Annotated in this window: 13 protein-coding genes; 4 read left to right on the top strand and 9 right to left on the bottom strand. The window is 50.1% G+C overall.

Annotated elements, in window-relative coordinates; translation table 11 throughout:
- Positions 1 to 117: 117 nt before the first annotated feature.
- The 9 genes from ACR9Y8_RS06510 to ACR9Y8_RS06470 form a co-directional block, all read right to left on the bottom strand.
- On the bottom strand, positions 118 to 1494 hold the full coding sequence (locus ACR9Y8_RS06510; protein ID WP_481212432.1) for a Gfo/Idh/MocA family protein: 1377 nt from the start codon (positions 1492 to 1494) through the stop codon (positions 118 to 120).
- 4 nt (positions 1495 to 1498) lie between these two features.
- A complete protein-coding gene (locus ACR9Y8_RS06505) occupies positions 1499 to 2605 on the bottom strand; it encodes an acyltransferase family protein (RefSeq protein WP_481212431.1) in 1107 nt (368 codons plus the stop codon).
- Positions 2606 to 2610: 5 nt separating this feature from the next.
- Positions 2611 to 3465, bottom strand: coding sequence for a PKD domain-containing protein (locus tag ACR9Y8_RS06500; protein ID WP_481212430.1), 855 nt, complete (start codon positions 3463 to 3465; stop codon positions 2611 to 2613).
- A gap of 18 nt (positions 3466 to 3483) precedes the next feature.
- Entirely contained in the window at positions 3484 to 4998 is a 1515-nt protein-coding gene (locus ACR9Y8_RS06495) for a RagB/SusD family nutrient uptake outer membrane protein (protein WP_481212429.1), read from the bottom strand.
- Positions 4999 to 5012: 14 nt separating this feature from the next.
- Positions 5013 to 8384: a TonB-dependent receptor gene (locus ACR9Y8_RS06490; protein WP_481212428.1), complete on the bottom strand. Its 3372-nt coding sequence runs from the start codon at positions 8382 to 8384 to the stop codon at positions 5013 to 5015.
- A 136-nt stretch (positions 8385 to 8520) separates the two neighbouring features.
- On the bottom strand, positions 8521 to 9687 hold the full coding sequence (locus tag ACR9Y8_RS06485) for a FecR family protein (RefSeq protein WP_481212427.1): 1167 nt from the start codon (positions 9685 to 9687) through the stop codon (positions 8521 to 8523).
- Between the two features lie 182 nt (positions 9688 to 9869).
- Positions 9870 to 10460: an RNA polymerase sigma factor gene (locus tag ACR9Y8_RS06480; RefSeq protein WP_481212426.1), complete on the bottom strand. Its 591-nt coding sequence runs from the start codon at positions 10458 to 10460 to the stop codon at positions 9870 to 9872.
- Between the two features lie 60 nt (positions 10461 to 10520).
- Entirely contained in the window at positions 10521 to 12191 is a 1671-nt protein-coding gene (locus tag ACR9Y8_RS06475; RefSeq protein ID WP_481212425.1) for a patatin-like phospholipase family protein, read from the bottom strand.
- A gap of 47 nt (positions 12192 to 12238) precedes the next feature.
- The gene (locus tag ACR9Y8_RS06470) at positions 12239 to 12757 is read right to left on the bottom strand and encodes a hypothetical protein (RefSeq protein ID WP_481212424.1); all 519 of its coding nucleotides are present in this window, start codon (positions 12755 to 12757) and stop codon (positions 12239 to 12241) included.
- Between the two features lie 161 nt (positions 12758 to 12918).
- On the opposite strand from ACR9Y8_RS06470, the gene ACR9Y8_RS06465 reads away from it, so the two are divergent.
- The 4 genes from ACR9Y8_RS06465 (at position 12919) to ACR9Y8_RS06450 (ending at position 16239) form a co-directional block, all read left to right on the top strand.
- A complete protein-coding gene (locus tag ACR9Y8_RS06465; RefSeq protein WP_481212423.1) occupies positions 12919 to 13587 on the top strand; it encodes a hypothetical protein in 669 nt (222 codons plus the stop codon).
- Between the two features lie 254 nt (positions 13588 to 13841).
- Positions 13842 to 14024 (top strand): hypothetical protein, encoded by a 183-nt coding sequence (locus tag ACR9Y8_RS06460; protein ID WP_481212422.1) that lies wholly within the window; start codon positions 13842 to 13844, stop codon positions 14022 to 14024.
- Positions 14025 to 14048: 24 nt separating this feature from the next.
- Positions 14049 to 14456, top strand: coding sequence for a GreA/GreB family elongation factor (locus tag ACR9Y8_RS06455; protein ID WP_481212421.1), 408 nt, complete (start codon positions 14049 to 14051; stop codon positions 14454 to 14456).
- 205 nt (positions 14457 to 14661) lie between these two features.
- Entirely contained in the window at positions 14662 to 16239 is a 1578-nt protein-coding gene (locus ACR9Y8_RS06450) for a carboxylesterase/lipase family protein (RefSeq protein ID WP_481212420.1), read from the top strand.
- The last annotated feature ends 23 nt before the right edge of the window (positions 16240 to 16262 follow it).

The following is a 16262-nucleotide window of genomic DNA, read 5'->3' as shown; positions in this document are numbered from 1 at the left end:
CATCGTCGCCATAATGCTTATCTGAAAGATAAGATTTTAATGTGCTTTCTAATCTATTAAATATTTTGCTCTCCGGCAGATTACCACCGGAGAGCAAAAATGTTTTGAAGCCGTTTCCTAGTACTCTCCATCCAATCCAAACACCGGCTTTCTATCTATCCACTTTCCTCTTGTAAAATCCGGTATATACTGAACCGCGCCTCCTTCTGCCACAGACTGTTCACTCAGCGGCGTAATGGCATACCAGGTGGCAAGGTCGTACACATCCAGGGCATAGGGTGTTCCGCGTTTGTTGCTTTCAATAAAGGAATTGAGCACAAACCAATCCATTCCACCGTGCCCTGCACCGGCTGCATCGCCGGCATACCTTTTCCAGAGCGGATGATCATACCTGCCCATGTAGCTGCCTGCATCAGATGGATCGCCGGCCTTTTCCCAGGTATGCGGCTTACTTTTGCCTTCCACATACACAGATTGTACATCATCCATCCATAAACCATTGGTGCCCTGTACCCGGAAGTTCAGGGAGTAGGGACGAGGAGCGTTGGTATCATGTGAAAGCATGATCGTTTCGCCGTTATTGGTTTTAATCAGAGAGGTGACGATGTCTCCCAGCTTGAACTCCACTTTTGCATTGGGATGATCAGCGCCGCCATGGTCTACTACATATTTATGCAGACCACGGGATTTTGTCGCCACAGAGGTCAGCGTAAGCAAACGGTTACCACGGTTGATGTTGATCATATTGGCTACCGGTCCTAATCCATGCGTGGGATAAAGATCACCGTTACGATGCACGGAATGGTTGGTGCGCCATTTGGCTTCTGACAGTGCTTTCTCTCCGAACTCCACACCGCCGCCATAGTATTGTTTGCCGTTATTGAATTTCACCTCCCGCAGGTCGTGCTGATAACCGCCCTGCAGGTGGATCAGCTCTCCAAAGAGGCCTTGCCGTACCATGTTGAGCACTGCCATGACATCACGGCGGTAACATACGTTCTCCATGCCGAACACGGGTACGCCCGTGGCTTCGCTGGTATTCACCAGCTCCCAGCACTCCTGGATGTCTGATGCACCGCATACTTCTACAGCGGGTGTCTTACCGGCTTTCATGGCAGCTACTGCCTGTATGGTATGCCATTCCCAGGGAGTCGCGATGATCACGGCGTCGATATCGTCGCGTTTGAGCAGGTTACGATAGTCTTCGGGACCATTGCTGTATTCTGTTACCTTTTTAGTGCCATAGGCCTTGCTGATAAGATCCCTGGCGATGGGCAATGTATATGCGGTATCCGGATCAGCAATGGCGATCACTTCTACATCGCTGCGGCGAAGGCACAGCTCCAGGTGGCCGAGCCCGCGGGCGCCTACACCTATCAATCCTAATCTTACTTTGGCTTTCTTTTCGGCTGCCAGCAGTTTAGCAGGTGTGTGCAGCAGGGAAACGCCAAGTCCTGCTGCTGCCGTGTTCCGTAAAAATTCTCTTCTTCTCATGCGATTATAATTTGAAGAATATCTTTTTCTGATACAACCAATAACAGAGATACCATTCCAGGGCCCATACCGCAAAGGCAGATAATACCGCCTGTCCTCTTGCAGGTACCTGCAGCCATCCCGTAAAGCCTTTCACAAATACGCCTACTGCACTGTTCAGCCATTGTGCACCTACCGTTTCAAAGAAGAGGTAGATGAAGATGGAGTTCATGCCTACCACAACGGCTATCCAGGTGAAACGCTTGTGATCTTTGATGTCTATCCACCAGTAAAGCGCTGCAAGCACTAGTGTAACCCAGCCGAGGGAGGTCAGGATAAACCCTGCGGTGCAGATCCTTTTAATGATCGGTGAAACGCCACTGATGTCCAGGCCATAACCCAGTAAGAGGGCAATACCGCCCGCTATTGCCAGTGCCCTTATCTTGAAGGCATTGGACCAGGGCCGCATCAGCAGCTTACCAGCGGTTACCCCCAGGATGGTATGTGCCGAGGTGGGAACGCAATTGAAGGCTACCCAGCCATCCGGGTTGATTTTGCCCATGAGCAAAGTGTCCATATAGGCGCCGAAGTTATGCCCTTGGGTAAAAGGCTGGTCAAAGCCCGGTACCTGTACAATGTGGTATAGGATCTCGCTAAGGAGCACCATCCCCAATGCTACGCCGATCTGTACGCCGAAAGAGCGTCGTATCAGGAAATAGGCTACCAGTGAAGTAAAGGAGAGTTGTGTGAGCACATTCCAGAGCTCCCATACCATCCGGCCTGCATAGATGCAATGTAAACCGGTGCCCGCCAGGAAGAGCTTTAAACAGCGAATGGCGATATGCCGGAAATTATCCCTTTCAGATACGCCTTTGGCGCGTTTACGCTCCACTGAAATGTACATCGCCGTTCCGGCCATGAACATGAAGGCCGGCTGCACCAGGTCCCACAGGCGCAGGCCATGCCAGGGATGATGAAAGAATTGCGTGATGATACTGTTGAACAGGCCAGCCCATTCCAGCTCGTGTAAGGATTCATATACGCGGCAGCTTTCAGCAGCCAGCAGCAGCATGATAACGCCGCGCATCACATCGAGCGAGAGGAGCCTGTTATTGGCTTTTAATTGATCCATAGGGTTTATTCAAAATTAACCTGTATGGCAGCGCCGCCCGGAGACGGTACGCGGCCAAGACCGGCAGACCAGTCGTTCTTTGTAGTGAAAATAGCAAATTTAAATGCAGTTGCAGCCGCCAGTCCCTTCAGCTTGCTCCGGTTAAGGCGCATCTCAAATTTAAATGTGCCGCCGCTTTCTGCGTTGTAGCCGATATTATAAAACTCTGTAGCGCCACTTGGGTCCCAGTCAAAAGCATTCTGCGCGCCTTTGTGGTTGAAGGCATCCAGCCAGTTGCCGAATACGGTGCCTTCCAGTAATACATCGAAGCCGGCGCCGGTAACGTCCGTGGTATACCCGGTGCCTGCGTCATTGTCTGTATCCAGGTAGAAATCGAAGATGTCGCCGTTCGCCTTTTTGGTGGCGCCTTCAATGTAGAAGTACACATACTGCGCATCATAGTCCACCTTGATCTTTTTGAAGTAGGGCTCAGTAGCAGGTGGCGTCACCACATATTGTGTTACATTATCCCAATCAGCAAAGGAGTTGTCGTCCAGCTTAACGGGCGATGTTTTGGCGATAAAGATCACGGTGGATCCTTCGGCTACTGCGCCGTCTTTATTCGTAGCATAAAGCGTGGGCACGTATTTACCTTTACCGGGATAGGTATGCACCGGGCTTTCCTCCGTGGAGGTTTCTCCGTCCCCGAAATCCCATTTGTAAGATACAGCGCCCGCGGTTTCATTCTTAAAGGTAACTGTCCTGTCTTCTATCGTCACCGTATAAAAGATGTCTGCTGTGGGCGTTGTTTCGTCTTTCTTACATCCGCCTGCCACAGCAGCCAGCAGCAGGCCAGAGCAAATATATTTGATGATCTTCATGATAATACGGATTAGTGATTAAGGATTTTGCCTGCACAGTTTGTTGGTCTGTACTTCATCGATCGGTATGAAGTAAATGATCCTGTTGGCGTCCCATTTAATGGTCATGTTGGCATAACCCGTGGGAGTGGCAGACAGGTTAATGTCTGACTCTTTCAGACCAGGTAGGTGATAGCCCCAATAGGTACGGTTCATATCCCGCTTGTTGCGGTATACATCAAAGTTGCGGTGCCCTTCAAAGGCCAGTTCGATGCGCCTTTCTTTCAATACAATATCCAGCGCAGTTTTACCGGCGGGCAGTACGCGGTTGTACAGTGCATTCTGCAAACCGCGGTTCTTTCGGATCATATCTACATTGTCCAGCGCATCTGCTGTATTCCCTTTCTTCGCAGCAGCTTCCGCTTTATTGAGGTACATCTCTGCCAGGCGGAAGAGGATAGGGGAGCTCAGCGTGGGGCTGCCACCCTGGAAAGAGAATTTGGTGATGTAGTAGGTTTCTATACCGTTCTTCTTTTGGATGACGCCGTTGCCATCCTTCAAAGCTTCGATATAGGACCAGCGTACATCTTCAGGATGTGCAGACATAGTATCACGTAGGGACTGGGAAGCGAATTCTTCTCCCCAGCCTGAGTTACCGTCTGAATACAGCATAGAGGCAATAGAACCGGCTTTGCCATAATCATCCGCAGTAGTGAAGGCGATGCAGAAGATCGTTTCTTTACCTGCCATGGCATTGGCAAATAGCTGCGGGAAGGTTTGCGCCGTTTCCAGGGAGAAACGGTTGGAGCCGATCACTTTATCCGCATAAAACGCAGTGCTGTCATTATCTCCCTTATAGAGGTATGCCCTTGACAACAGGGCCCAGGCAGCTTCTTTGGAGCCGAATTGTACACCGCGGGAGCGGTTCATCAGCTCAGCGCCTTTCTGTGCATCTGCTATCACGGAGGCATATACTTCCGCTACAGTGGATCTTCCTTTTAATGCTTCATCGCTGGTGGAAGTACGCAGGATGATGCCGTCGGCGCCCGCGTTCTGGGTATATGGCCTTGCAAAGAGGCGCACCAGGCTGAAATGGCAGAAGGCGCGCAGGAAATAGCATTCGCCCACCAGCTGCTTCACATTATCGTCTGGATTCGCAATCTTCTCCGCTGATTCGATCACCGTGTTGGCATCGTTGATGATTTTGTAGGAGATATACCAGAAGTAACGGCTATTGGTCTGGGTAGCGGTATGATCCAGCGAGAAGCTGTAATACAGCGGATCGGTGGTGGTTTGTGCGCAGACAATATCATCCGAAGCGAAATCGCTGAGCTGGAAGTACTGGCGCAGGTACATATTATTGCCATCCACTGTTCCGTTAAAGGACACGTGGTCCTTGAACAGGGCATAGGCGCCATTCAATGCCTGCTGTAAGCCCTGTTGTGTGCCGGTGAGCTGGCCGGTGTTCAACGCATCGCTGGGGTTTACATCTTTCAGGCAGCCGGCCATCAGCAGCGGTAAACAGAGTATGATAAGAAGGTATCTTGTACGCATGAGTTTAAATTTTATCAGAACCGGAGGTTCACATTTAACAGGTACTGGCGGTTATTGGGATACTTGAAGTCGGATACGCCCGGCATGATATAACTGCCCGTAGCAATGGTGGTAGACGGATCCTGTCCCAGGAACTTCGTGAACGTATGTACGTTATCGGCAGAAAGCGATACCGTTACGTCATCCAGGTGCAAGCGGTTCACCCATAGCTTCGGCAGTGAGTATCCCAGCGTGATATTACGGATGGCGAAAAAGCTGCCGTCTTTCAGGAAACGGGTAGAGGTTTCCGTGGCGTTGGCGGCATTCTGCGGACTAGGCTCTGTGGCGTTGTCACCGGGCTTTGTCCAGGTGCTGTAGCCATCCGGCAGCACGATCTGGTTATAGTAAGGTTCTATACCGTCGTTCATCACAAAGCGCAATGAATTGCTGAACACTTTATTGCCTGAAAGGAAATAAGCATTCACATTAAGCGACAGATTCCGGTACTTCCATTGCGAGTTGATACCGCCCTGGAATTTAGGCAGGGCAGAACCTACTTCCTGGTAGGTGGCGCTGGAATAATCAGCAGTCGCTTCGCGGGAAATGATCTTACCATCCGCATCGCGGTTCACTTTTTCCCATTGCGGGGCACCGGTTTCCGCGTTCACGCCTAACCATTTAGGCATATAGAATTCATAGAGATTACCACCGTTGCGGTAGATCTGCGAAATGCTCCAGGTAGGCTGTGTGCGGGTAATATCGCTGGGCAGCTTTTGCAGCTTGTTGGAATTGAAGTTGATGTTAATGTCGGTATTCCACTCAAAATCCCTTGTTTTGATATTTATGCTGCTGACTGCGATCTCTATGCCTTTGTTCACGATCTCGCCGGCGTTCTCCCAGCGTTGTTCAAAGCCGATAGAGAGCGGCTGGGATACTTGCAGCAGCAGGTTCCTGGTGGTGTTATTATAAGCATCTACCGTTAGGTTAATGCATTTGAAGATGCCGAGGTCTACACCGAGGTTCACCTGGTGCTTGCTTTCCCAGGTAAGATCCGGACTAGGCAGCTGCAGGGGCACGGCCGCCGTACCACCGTTGTACTGGCTGTTAAGGGCGTACAAGCCCAGGTAACGGGAAGAGCCGATGTCCTGTGTACCGGTAACGCCATAGCTTAAACGCAGTTTTAAATTATCCACGATCTTGCTCTGCTGCAGGAAGGCTTCATTGCTGATCAGCCAGGCCGCAGATACGGCGGGGAAGGAGCCGTAACGGTTAGACCGGGGAAAGTTGGTAGAGCCATCTACGCGGTAGGAGCCTGTGAGGAAATACTTTTCCTTGTATCCATAGCTTATCTGCGAGATGAGGGACTGCAGGATCGCCTGGTCGTCATAACCGTTCACCAGCTGGGAATTGGAGACTACATTCAGCACTTTCAGTCCTTCGGGTAATCCTTTACCGGAGGCGCCCACTACTTCTGTTTTACTGTTCTCTATGGCGATACCGGCCAGACCATTGAGCGAGTGGTCGCCGAAACGAAAGTTGAACTTCAGCAGATCGTTGGAGATGATGCCGTAGTTCAGCGTACCCAGCTCGTTGAGGAAGCCGGTGTTGTTGTATTGTCCGGCAACCACTGGAGAATAGTAATCCTTCGCCTTATTATAATTCACCGCGCCGCGGTTGTTGCTGGAAAATGAGAGCCAGTCGGTGATCTGTACATTGAGGTTCAGGTCATAATTGGCGTTAAAGCTTTTGTATGGATGGCTTGAGTTTTGAATGGTATGTATCGGGTTGGTCTTATCCCTCGACCACCATTTGGCAGTTGTATTCCCGTCTACATATACCGGTTGGCCGTTGGCATCGTAGGGATTATCCCAGGGCATGTTCAGGTATGCGTAGAAGATGTCGTCATAGTTAAAGCTCTTGCCGGTGGCCACACTGAGATTGATGTTATTCGTCACGTTCACGCTTTTGGTAAAGTGATGCGTGGAATTTGCGCGAAGATTGACGCGCTGGAAACTGGTATTGAGAAAAGTGCCTTTTTCGTGGTAATAGGAAATGCTGGTATAGTACTCAGTCTTTTCGTTGCCGCCGCTGGCAGACAGGAAGATGTTCTGCATCGGTGCGGTACGGAACATGGTGGTGAGCCAGTTGTAATTCTGGTTGCGCAGTTCGCGGGGACGTTCGTCGTAGAATTTCAGCAGGTCGATCTTGTAGGAGTTGTCATTGCCACCCGGAATATAATCGCGATAAAACTCTTTGTGACGTTCATACAGCTCGCTGCCGTTCATCATGGTCATCTTCCCGAAATCCGGTTTGCGGAAGCCGGTAGTGATCTTGGCTTCAAAGCGGGTTTTACCGCCGCGGCCTTTCTTGGTAGTGACGATGATAACGCCTGCATTGGCCTGTGAACCATACATGGCGGTAGCACCGGCATCTTTCAGTACGGTGATGTTCTCTACATCATTCGGGTCGAAGTTGCCGCCAATGATGCCGTCTACTACATATAAAGGCGTTTGGGAAGCGTTCACAGAAGAGACGCCCCTGAGGCGGATCTCGGCCTGGCTACCTGGTACACCGGAGCTGTTGATCACCTGGAGGCCGGGCACCTTGCCCTGGAGCATGGAGCCGACATCGTTGGTGGTCACATCTTTCAGCTTTTCGGAGGAGACAACGCTGACGGCGCTGGTAAGCTCTGCTTTCTTTTTATCACTATAGCCTACTACCACTACTTCGTTAAAGTTCCTGGTGTCTTCGGTGAGCGTGATGAAAGCTACTTTACTGGCGGGTACAGGCGTTTCACTGCTTACATAGCCGATATTGCTGATCACCAGTATACCGCCGGCAGGGATGTCTTTGAGCTGGAACTGGCCCTGCTCATTGGTTTGTGTGCCGCGGGCAGTGCCTTTCACCATCACGGTAGCGCCGGGCAGCGGTATATTACCTGTGCCTGTTACGGTACCGGTAACGGTAATAAGGGTATCGGCCAGCAAGTGTGGGGGCGCATTACCTGTGGGTATGCGCCTGATCACAAAGCTGCTGCCTTCCAGTGAGTAGGTAAGCTGCTGCTGTTTCAGGCACTGATCCAGCACTTCCTGAATGGTGGCGTCTTTCACTTTAATGGAAACAGGGCGGGCGCCGGACAGTACTTTTTCGGAGTACACGATAGAGACGCCGGTTTGTGTGATGATCTCCGCGAATACTTTCTGCAGGGGCATCTGTTTAACGGACAAGGTTACCCGCTGCGAGTATGCTGTTGCGCTTACCTGCAGGCAGGAGATCAGGAGAAGGAATGCGGTTCCTTTGATCTGCATAATGATCTTTCTTTTAAGGTCCCGGTCTGAAAGGACGCGGTAAATTTTGGTTGAGGGCCCGCGCCAATAGCGGGCCAATGCATGACAAATGAATTGCATACTTTTGTGATGTTTGGTAAGTGATTGATCTCAGCGATTATTCTGTTGCCAGACATTCGCCGGGTTCCGATGGCAGTCGGGCCCGGTTCTTTTTTCTGATCCTGGTTGTTCTATTTTGGTTGTTATTGTCCCCTTTTTAAGGCAGTACTATTACTTTACGGCCTTCTATCCTGAAATGATTGAATCCATTGGCTTCGAGCAGGTCCAGCACACCGGAGAGCTGCAGGCTGCGGGAGATCCCGCCTCCGTACAGTTCAGCGCTGGGCGTTACTGTATAAACGATCTCCACATCATACCAGCGGGCCACTTCCCGGAGGATGGCGGTGAGCGTCATGTTGTTGAACACGAATAAGCCGTTCTTCCAGGCGATGATCTTCTGTATATCAGCTTCCTGAACGGTCAGCGTGTGCTGGTCCTGGTTCAGTACGGCCTGCTGACCGGGTTTGAGCAACCGGGCATTGTTACCTTCTTTTACCTGCACTGATCCTTCTACCAGCGTGGTATTTACCGTGGCTTCATCTCCATAGGCCATAATATCAAAGCCAGTGCCCAGTACCTGTACTTCCATGGAATTGACCTTTACTTTAAAGGGCTGCGCGGCGTTCTGCGCTACTTCGAAATAGCCCTGGCCCTCCAGCTCCACGCTTCTGTCCTTATCATTGAAGGCAGTGGGATAGCGAAGGGAGGAGGCAGAATTCAGCCATACTTTGGTGCCGTCGGGCAGGGTAAGCCTGAATTGTCCGCCGCGGGGCGTGCTTAAGGTATGATAATGCACATGACCGTCTGTTTCGCCTTCCCTGTACACCAGCTGCCCGTTCTGGCGGGAGATGCTGGTATTACCGGCATTGATCACCTGCTGTCCGGCGCTGTCCAGCGGAATGGTGGTGCCATCTGCCAGCGTTAACACCGCTTTGTTGGTACCAGGTGCGATAAGGGCTTTGGTTTGGCTGGCCATTGGTGCACCTGTTTCAACGGCAGGGCGGGGGCGCAGCCACAGGAATGCCAGGGCGGCAATAGCCACCAATACCGCTGCTGCAGCTGCATAGCGCAGGGGGAAGATGCGTTTGTACTTCGCAGGAGCCGGGGAAATAATGTTCCGGTATACACTATCGAGGTCTACTTCGGGAAGCACTTCAGCGGGCGGGAGATCCCGGTAGATGTCTTCCATAAATCCGTGGAGGGTGGTATCATCCGGCCTTGCTGCGATGTATGCAAACAATTCTTCCAGCTCCTCGCGGGTGCAGGTGCTGCTGGTGTAGCGTTGCAAGAGGTATCTTATCCTGGAACTGTCTTGTGGCGTCATGGCATTGCTTGTATAGATAAAGACGAATGGGAATAAAGAAAGGACCGTGGAAAGTGGAAGTTTTTTTAGTTGTCAGTTGACAGTTGGCAGTGGTTAGTGGTTAGTCGTTAGTCGTTAGTCATTAGTCGTTAGGGATTTAAGCGAATATATCCTTTTTAATCCTGACAACTGACAACTGTCAACTAGCAACTGACAACTGCCAACTGGAACAGTATTGCCAGTAGCAGGGAGTGCTGCGACAGGTAGTGGCGGATATGTTTCAGGGTTTCTACCAGCAGGTTCTTTACCCGGCTTTTAGAGAGCCTTAGCTGCCGGCCGATCTCTTCATGGCTGAGGCCCTGGTGACGACTTAGCTGAAAGATAGCCTGTTTCTGGGGGGAGAGCTGGGTGAGCGCCTGCTGGATCAGGGCTTTACTTTCCCGGGCATCCAGCTGCAGCTCCAGGTCGTTAGAGATCTCGGAGATATTGGCCCAGACCTGGTCGATCAGTTTTTGCTGGAGGGATACCTTACGCAGGTGGTCCAGGGTCTTGTTACGGGCAATGATGAAGATGTAATTGCCTACATGGGTGATCTCCGGCAGCTCATACCTGCCGGTCCACAAGCGGAGGAAGGTTTCCTGTAGGATATCCTCCGCATCGATGGCCGAATGTGTCATATGATAGGCAAAGGCCAGTACACGCCTGCTATGCCGGGCGTATAGCTCACGGAAAGCAGGTTCGTCTCCTTCCCTTAGTTTTTTCAGTAAATCGTGGTCTGTTATGATTACAGGCATCTAACCCAATTTTAGGGAATTTCCGGGGCTAAAAAAAGGGAAATCCTAAAATTTTGCCCGTTACCTGTTCAATAGTTTATGTTCTTCCAATGACGCTTTGATCGTTTTCAGCACAAAGTTTGAAATGGTCCTGTTCAGGACCACCTTAGAACCGATCCACAGCAGGAATTTATTAAACCCCGACATGTTGGCTGCCTTGATCAGCAGTGCCTGCACCCGTTGTTTTACCAATGGTTTGAACCGGTCGATATCTTTTTCCTGCAACGCCGGCCAGTTGTCGCCGTTGGAAAAGGTTGGGATGGGAAAACCGCTAGTGGGAGGAGCAAAGACGGGAATGATCTGGACAGAACCATCCTTAGCCCTGAACGGGGTGGTATCAATACCGGCATAGCCGTTTTTGAAGATGGTATTGTTTTGCAAGGCGCTTTGCGGTATCGTAAAATAATTACGCAGGAAAATCTCGCAATTGAACCTGCCCAGGAAGTAGTCATGCACCCTGAATGCTTTATTGAGGAAGCCACTGAAGCCGCCCAGGGCGCCGCAGGCAATGGCCATATCACCGGCTATATCTTCCGTAGTGCCGTCTGCGGCAGTTCGTCTGCGGGAGGGGGCAATGAGCAGCTGGCCGAACTTTTTCGGGTCCATGGCTTCATGTAATACCTGTGGTTTGGCGCGCATCTGCGACAGCATAGCGCTGAAGGTAGCGCCCATTACTTTAAACAGGCCGGTATCTGCCTTGAATGGCTTGGGTTTGCTGCTGGGAAAGGGGTCGATCATCACTACGATGCTGCGGGCTTTGTCCGGGTCCTGGTAATCATCATATTCGGGCTGCCCGGTCTTTTCTTTCAGGATGTCCCTTACCTTTTCAAAGGGCTCATTGTTGATAATGCCACCGTCCACATTCAATGTTTCCCAGGGTTCCTGTGTGATGGGAAAAGGTTGGGTGATGTTCATGCACCAGGGAATGTTATTGACATTTAAACATGCGCGTTTTACTTTTCGCGACTGCAGCCCTAGTGGGAAGGCGCCGGTGGCCATAGCGGCATCCCTGGCAATATCTGTATTGATGTTCTGTTTAAAGTCCAGGTGGATCCATCCGTTTTCCGGTTTATCCACTCCATTCAGTTTAAAGCATGCATAGTCGTTATGGATGCACATGTAGTATTTGTCGGCCGGGGCATTGGTATTGAAACCAATGTTATAGCCAAAACCTTCCAGGTTGGTAAGGGTGGTGAATATTTTCATCTCCGGGTCAATGAAAGCCGGGCGTTCGGGGCCTTGCTGGTTTGTCTGTAAAGCAGATTTGGCCACGTCGTCAATAAACGAGGAGTTCAGCAGGGATACGATGCCGTTGCCGTGAATATCGCCTGTATCCAGCAGGTGCGGGAACATGTCCTGGTCAGTAAGGTCTACCCAGGAGTGATAGAGTTTGTTCTCCGGATGTTCCGCCAGTATATCGGTACCCGGGTAAACGGGTTGGATGCCATTGGCCAGTGCCGCTGCGGTGATGATGGCTGTCATGCCTCCTGCGGAGGCGCCGCCTATAACAGGAATCACTACGTTGTGAGATGGTGTGCCCGGCTCATTCCTGTTTTTTCTGGCCTGCCATTCCTGCAGGGCTTCGATGAGGTAGTCGATTACGCCGGCGGTGTAAGCTCCCGCAGATACTGCGCCTGCCATGCAGAGACCTAAATAGAAGGTGTTATCCGGATTGTTTGAATGCGGTTCCATAAAAAGCTTTTTTTGGGGTTAGTAGTATGTTATTGGGGTATAGCTGTTCATGCTATTTGTTCCGCTTCTTCTTCCTGGTCAAATACCAAAGCGGTGAGCTGGGCGCCATTCAGCAGCATGGAATGAGCCAGGTTGCCTATCCAGTAAGGGGCAGTATTCTCTTTGCCTATGGCGCTGTTATTTCCATGGCCGAAGGTGTACATTTCCGTGGCATTGTCTACGGCGTGTACGCTTTCGTGAATAATGGTAGCTGCTATACTTTCGGCGCTTCTGTTCAGTTTCTTGAAATTGAGGAACAGGCGGTTGGGGAATCTGGTATCGGTATAGGCCAGCGTCTTTCTATATTTGAAAGTGAGCAGGTTGGGGTAAAAGAGCTCTACTGCAAAGACGAGATTACTGTTTTGCAGCACCTCTGCAACCACCGTGGCAGCAGCCGTGCTGAGCTCAAAATGGTCCTTTGCGGCGATGTTACTGTAGAATATGGGATCATTCAAAAGCTGGTTCGCAAAGCCCACCGCTTTAATAACATGGGGGTGCTCCTCCTGGAAGCTAATCTGAACAGGCATTTTTTAGCGATTTAAGTGAAGCAATAAATGTGTTAAAAAAGAATTTTCAATCCGGGAATATGGGGCAATTACTAAAGCATTGAGAGCGTTCACGACATGGAACTAAGGTAATAAATTTTTCTATATTTGACGGGTTATTCCCGGGCAATAAAACTTTAACAATGTACGATCTTAGAAATGTAGATCCGGACGATATTAGTTTTTTACTACTGGATATTGAAAAGTCTTTTGGCTTCAATTTTGGTGAAACATCCCTCGAGCATATAAGCACCTTTGGGGAGCTTTGCGACATTATAGCAGCTAAACTGCATGTGCGCGATGCACACGATTGCACCAGCCAGCAGGCATTCTACAAGCTTCGTGAAGTGCTGGCTATTACGCTTACTGTTGACAGGCACAGTATTGCACCCGGTACAGACCTTGCCACGCTTTTACCCACCAGTCGACGGCGACAAAATGTGGCGGAGATAAATAACAGGCTGGGAATTAAAGTAATTAACCTCTACATGAACACATGGCTGGGCTATGCCATCCTGATGGGAATGGCTCTTTCAGTAATTGCTTTCTTTTTTCAGTGGAAGCTGGCATTATCCGGTTTATCCACCATGATTGCTACTGCATTAGTAGCCAACAGGTTCTTTGCCATGGATATAGAACAAGTGACGGTTGGACAACTGGCAGAAAAGTTTGCCCGCGAGCATTACCTGAAGGCGAGGCGTAACCCGGAAACGGTGAACCGGGCAGAGGTTGAGCAGAAGGTAAGACAGCTTTTCAGCGATAAACTGGGCCTGGAACCATCCGTTCTTACCCGGGAAGCGAGCTGGATGTAATTATTTTTTCGTATATTTAGGCCTATGGCAGCTATGCAACATAATAATAAGCCGTTTACGGTCCTGATCCGGTACTTCGTTTCCGGTGTAAGGAACTGCTATATCTGCTCGTTTACAGAATTTTATCCTTTCTGCCGCAAGCTTTATTATTTCTCCACTTTTAAGGCTTTTGAAGCCGCCGCCTAGCTATTTACAGGCGGGGTATTGTTCCCCTATTCACTACAAACAAATAATCAATTTTCAAGCATCGTACTATGTCGCCAAATCCGTATAAGGTTTCGGCCGGCAGTGTGATGGTCTGTCTGAATGTACTGCTCAATGCAATTGTGCTGAGGGCAGGGCTGATTACAGGCGGACAATGGTACCGGTTCTTACCGGTGACCGCCACACTGTTGCTGGCCTCACTTGTTGCACTGCTTTGGAAGAAGCGGAGCTAAACTGTCACATAAAAATCATGATATATGAAGACGAATGAACTGAACCCGGTGGTGATCAGCCGGGAAGACTATGAAATGCTTAAGCCCCTGATCCAGCGAAGGGCGGATGAGCAGGATGAAATGTCCTTAGGACATGAGCTGCGCCGGGCTATCGTCGTAAATAAAGAGGCATTGCCGCCATTTACGGTGAAACTCAACTCAATGGTCACGGTATTGAACCAGGAAACAGAAAGGGTAATGGAGTTTATGATCGTAATGCCTGAGCAGGCAGATATGGCGCAGAAAAAGGTATCTATTCTCAGCCCGATGGGCACTGCCCTGATAGGTTTCCGGAAAGGAGAGGACGTGCTGTGGCAGGTTCCCGCCGGTTTAAAACGCTTCCGGATACTGGACGTGGTAAACAGACCTGAAGTTACATCCGGAAGCTTATAGGCCATACCCATGAGGGGATGTTGAACAAGACCATGGGCCTGCCAGCGCGCACGGCCCATGGCTTTTTATAAATTGCGGCACGGTGATTGCTGAATCGGTGCCAGCACCTGATGTACAGCTGTTTGCATGTACGGAAGAGGCGGCTGCAACATGACGTTGAAATGGAAAAAATAAAAGTATTAAATTACCTGCAAAGAACCGCGTTATGACCATTCAAAGCAAGCCATTCAGCTGGCTTTTTGCATTATTATTCATAGTCGCCATCTCTATACTTGGAATTCAGTTACGCGCTATCCACAATGCTGCCGGTACATTGGCCAGGGTAAAAGTGGAAGGCGGATATATATCGGGTACATTAAACGCAGCGGATGATGTTTATATCTTCAAAGGTATTCCCTTTGCAGCGCCACCCGTAGGCGATCTGCGCTGGAGAGCGCCCGGACCGGTAAAACCATGGAGCGGCGTGAAAAAATGTGAAACGTTTGGGCCTAGTCCCATGCAGAATAAACCTGCGCCTTTCAGCATGTGGTCTACTGAGTTCCTGATCCCTGCTGAACCGATCAGCGAAGACTGTCTTTATCTGAATGTATGGACAGGAGCGCGCACATCGCAGGAGAAACGGCCGGTACTGGTATGGATATACGGTGGCGGCTTTGTAAGCGGTGGCAGCGGCGTACCTATCTATGACGGAGAAGCCATGGCGAAGAAAGGGATCGTATTCGTGAGCATTAACTACCGGGTAGGCATCTTCGGTTTCTTTGCACATCCACAATTAACTACTCAATCAGGCCGCCGTGCTTCCGGTAACTACGGCCTGATGGACCAGATAGCCGCATTGAAATGGGTACAGCATAACATTGCTGCATTTGGCGGTGATCCCAAAAATGTAACCATAGCCGGACAATCAGCCGGTGCTATGAGCGTGAATTGCCTGGTGGCATCACCACAGGCGAAAGGATTGTTTCACCGCGCGATCGCTGAAAGTGGCGGCGGGTTTATCAACCGTACCGTTGGACTACAGAAAGCAGAAACAGAAGGCATAAAGGTGATGCGGAGTTTTCATCTTACCGCCATTAATGATCTGCGCGCCGTACCGGCAGAAGAGCTGATGAAGTTAAGACCGAATTATACCGGGCCAATTATTGACGGATATGTGTTGCCGGATGCTATTCCCAATATTTTCAAAAAAGGTAAAGCCAATAAAGTAGACCTGCTTACCGGCTGGAATGAAGAAGAAGGACTGACATTAGGACCGATCAAAAATGCGCTGGACTTTCAGCAGGAAGCAAAGGACAAGTACGGAGAGAGTGCAGTGTCCTTTTTGCAATATTATCCCGCCAGCAATGATACGCAAGCGGAGGTTTCGCAGCTGAAGCTTGCGCGGGATATTATCTTCGGTGTGCAGAATTATACATGGGCCAATATACAAAGCGAGCTTGGAGGGAAGACCTACGTTTATCGTTTTATACACCGGCCGCCTGCCACCGGCGACTATACGAAATACGGCGCATTTCATACTGCGGAGGTTCCATATGCATTCAATAACCTGCAATTTGTAAACAGGCCGTGGAAAGAAGAAGATCATGCACTGGCAGATATCATGTCGTCTTACTGGGCAAATTTTGTGAGAACCGGAAATCCCAACTGGAAAGGCTTACCGGTATGGGAAGTGTATAAAAAAGGCGATAAACGGACTATGCTGCTGGGAAAGCAACCGAAAATGGGAATGCTGGAAGATGAGGGTGCGTTGGAGTTTATGTCGAAAAGGCTTGCCGGAAATTAATAATTAATATTTTTGCCGGAAAC

Source organism: Chitinophaga sp. SVR4-12A (assembly GCF_056754765.1).
Note: the sequence above shows the minus strand (reverse complement) of the source record. Positions and strands in the feature narration are given on the sequence as shown.

Excerpts from the sequence above, each read along its gene's own strand:
- ACR9Y8_RS06475 (WP_481212425.1), bottom strand. The coding sequence starts at position 12,191 with ATGGAACCGCATTCAAACAATCCGGATAACACCTTCTATTTAGGTCTC.
- ACR9Y8_RS06505 (WP_481212431.1), bottom strand. The coding sequence starts at position 2,605 with ATGGATCAATTAAAAGCCAATAACAGGCTCCTCTCGCTCGATGTGATG.
- ACR9Y8_RS06465 (WP_481212423.1), top strand. The coding sequence starts at position 12,919 with ATGTACGATCTTAGAAATGTAGATCCGGACGATATTAGTTTTTTACTA.
- ACR9Y8_RS06500 (WP_481212430.1), bottom strand. The coding sequence starts at position 3,465 with ATGAAGATCATCAAATATATTTGCTCTGGCCTGCTGCTGGCTGCTGTG.
- ACR9Y8_RS06510 (WP_481212432.1), bottom strand. The coding sequence starts at position 1,494 with ATGAGAAGAAGAGAATTTTTACGGAACACGGCAGCAGCAGGACTTGGC.
- ACR9Y8_RS06470 (WP_481212424.1), bottom strand. The coding sequence starts at position 12,757 with ATGCCTGTTCAGATTAGCTTCCAGGAGGAGCACCCCCATGTTATTAAA.
- ACR9Y8_RS06455 (WP_481212421.1), top strand. The coding sequence starts at position 14,049 with ATGAAGACGAATGAACTGAACCCGGTGGTGATCAGCCGGGAAGACTAT.
- ACR9Y8_RS06450 (WP_481212420.1), top strand. The coding sequence starts at position 14,662 with ATGACCATTCAAAGCAAGCCATTCAGCTGGCTTTTTGCATTATTATTC.
- ACR9Y8_RS06480 (WP_481212426.1), bottom strand. The coding sequence starts at position 10,460 with ATGCCTGTAATCATAACAGACCACGATTTACTGAAAAAACTAAGGGAA.
- ACR9Y8_RS06460 (WP_481212422.1), top strand. The coding sequence starts at position 13,842 with ATGTCGCCAAATCCGTATAAGGTTTCGGCCGGCAGTGTGATGGTCTGT.
- ACR9Y8_RS06495 (WP_481212429.1), bottom strand. The coding sequence starts at position 4,998 with ATGCGTACAAGATACCTTCTTATCATACTCTGTTTACCGCTGCTGATG.
- ACR9Y8_RS06490 (WP_481212428.1), bottom strand. The coding sequence starts at position 8,384 with ATGCAATTCATTTGTCATGCATTGGCCCGCTATTGGCGCGGGCCCTCA.
- ACR9Y8_RS06485 (WP_481212427.1), bottom strand. The coding sequence starts at position 9,687 with ATGACGCCACAAGACAGTTCCAGGATAAGATACCTCTTGCAACGCTAC.